At 60.5% G+C, this 2,053-nt stretch carries 1 protein-coding gene and 1 pseudogene; both read right to left on the reverse strand.

What is annotated here, in order from left to right; genetic code table 11:
• Positions 1-1,806: recombinase family protein (locus tag ALC15_RS40800; RefSeq protein WP_050632132.1), on the reverse strand; the 1,806-nt coding region annotated here is incomplete at its 3' end.
• Positions 1,784-2,053 (reverse strand): annotated as a pseudogene (locus ALC15_RS44665) (hypothetical protein); the annotation flags it as partial. The pseudogene ALC15_RS44665 and the gene ALC15_RS40800, both read right to left, overlap by 23 nt.

The raw sequence follows: 2,053 nt of genomic DNA on the forward strand, positions 1-2,053 counted from the left end.
TTCGCGCATTTCCCGCACGCGAACAGTCGTCCAGGTTTCGCCGTCGCCGGTCTTGCAGCGCATCCGATTGAGCGACACGACGAGCTCGCGATCAGGCCAACGACCAGCGAGTTTGCGAAGTGCGTCAACGGCCGTGGGTGCCATATCTCCTGGATATCGACCCGTCTTAACGCGAGCAACACGAACCTCCGTGTGCCGGCCGCCGGTCCAGTGGATGAGCAGAACAGCCTCATTGGTGTTTTCGTCGAGATCGCAAACAATCTCTCGGACCACGATGTGAACTAGCCGTTGCTTGGTGCGCGTGTCCGTGGACGGTGCATTCCAGACCCGCGGCAGATCGTGCGCAAGTTGCAGAAGCAGGGCGCGGTCGATCTTGGGGGTTTCCGCTGATGCGGCGCGCTGCTCCTTGATCCGACCTTCAAGCTCGGCAACCCGCTCCAAGGCGCCATTCCAGCGCGCCTCGAGTTCGCGGGCAACGTGACGCTTCGCCGGATCCACAAGTTCGTATCGGCGTGCGGCAAGGGACGCTTCGTAGCTTGCAACTTCAAGCTCCCGTTCGACGGCGGCGATGATCTCTTGTCTCGAGCGCTCAATCTGATCGGACGCCAATATGGCTGCTTCAACAGCCCGATCGGAGACCGCCTCAAGGATTTGCAGCGCGACCGCACGATCGACGCGCACACCGCCGATGCCGATACATAGGCCTGCCCCGACATGGGCGTCATCGCCGCGGCATTGATAGCGATGGGCATTCCCCTTGGCCTGGCCATAGAACACACGCATCATTCGCCCGCAACGTCCGCACCGCATCAAGCCGGTCAGGAGTGCGCGTCCCCCGCGCGCCGATTTACGCGAGCAATTCCTTTTCATGTGCGCGTTTTCCAGCAGCAGCTTCTGATTATCTTCGTACTCCTGCCAACTGATATAGCCGGGATGATTGCCGCGCAGGAGAACATTCCATTTCTCCCGTGGCTTCTTGAACCCGCTGACCTTGCGGGCGCGACCGTCCACGATCCGTGTCTTCTGAGCGATTCGGCCAAACGCATAGGCGCCAGCATAGAGCGGATTGTGCAAGATCTGCATCACCGAGTGATAGGCCGGCGCCTTCCAGCTGAGCTTGTAGATTTGAACGTTCCTCAGGACCACAGGCATCTTAATGTCGGCGGCGCGCAGCCAAAGAAAGACCTGCCGGGCGCTGCCGAGCTCGCGGAACTTCGTGAAGACGAGTCGAATCACTCCCGCCACATGTTCGTCGGGATCGATTTCGATCTTGCCAAACTCATTCCAACAAAATCCGGGTGGAAGCATGAAGCGGTACTCGCCGCGCTGGGCCTTGGAGTCTCGAGCGGCGATTCCCCGTTGGCGAAGCAGGCTCAGCTCATACTCCGACATCGTTCCCTTCAGTCCGAGCAGCAGGCGATCGTTGACGAACCGCGGATCATAGGCGCCGTCGGGATCGATCACCAACGCGCCAGCGAGCGCGCAGAGATCGATCAAGTGATGCCAGTCGCGCCCATTGCGCGCCAGCCGCGACGCCTCGATGCAATAGACGGCACCAACGCCGCCCGAACATACCATCGCCACAAGCCGCTCAAAGCCAGGCCGCTGGGTGCTGCCCGAACCGGAGCGACCTAAATCGTCGTCAATTACCGTCACCGACCTAACTCCGATTGTCTCCGCTGCCTGCGCCAAGTCATATTGCCGCCGCTGGCTTTCGAGATTCCCCGTGACTTGAGACATTGTCGATTGGCGAACATAGACGACGGCGGCGCGACTGAGGTGATCAGGCGTGATCTTGCTGCTCATGGTCACCTCCCGTCATCTGAGCGGTCTCGATGCCTGCCGCTTCCAGCAGGAGGTCGGCGAGCGCCTGGATCAGACCTTTGGAATTGCTGCCAGCGAGTCCTGGGAAGTCCGGCGTCCCAGATCCAGACCCAGCTGCATCGGTTCGCGATATCGGCTTTTTCTCCGCACGTCCCTTCTCCTTCTTCATTGAAGGACGGGATCGTGCGCCCGACGCCTGAGTCATGCCGAGAAGCTTCAGAACAGCAGC

The sequence above is a fragment of the Bradyrhizobium viridifuturi genome (genome assembly GCF_001238275.1).
In the GTDB taxonomy this organism is placed as follows: domain Bacteria; phylum Pseudomonadota; class Alphaproteobacteria; order Rhizobiales; family Xanthobacteraceae; genus Bradyrhizobium; species Bradyrhizobium viridifuturi.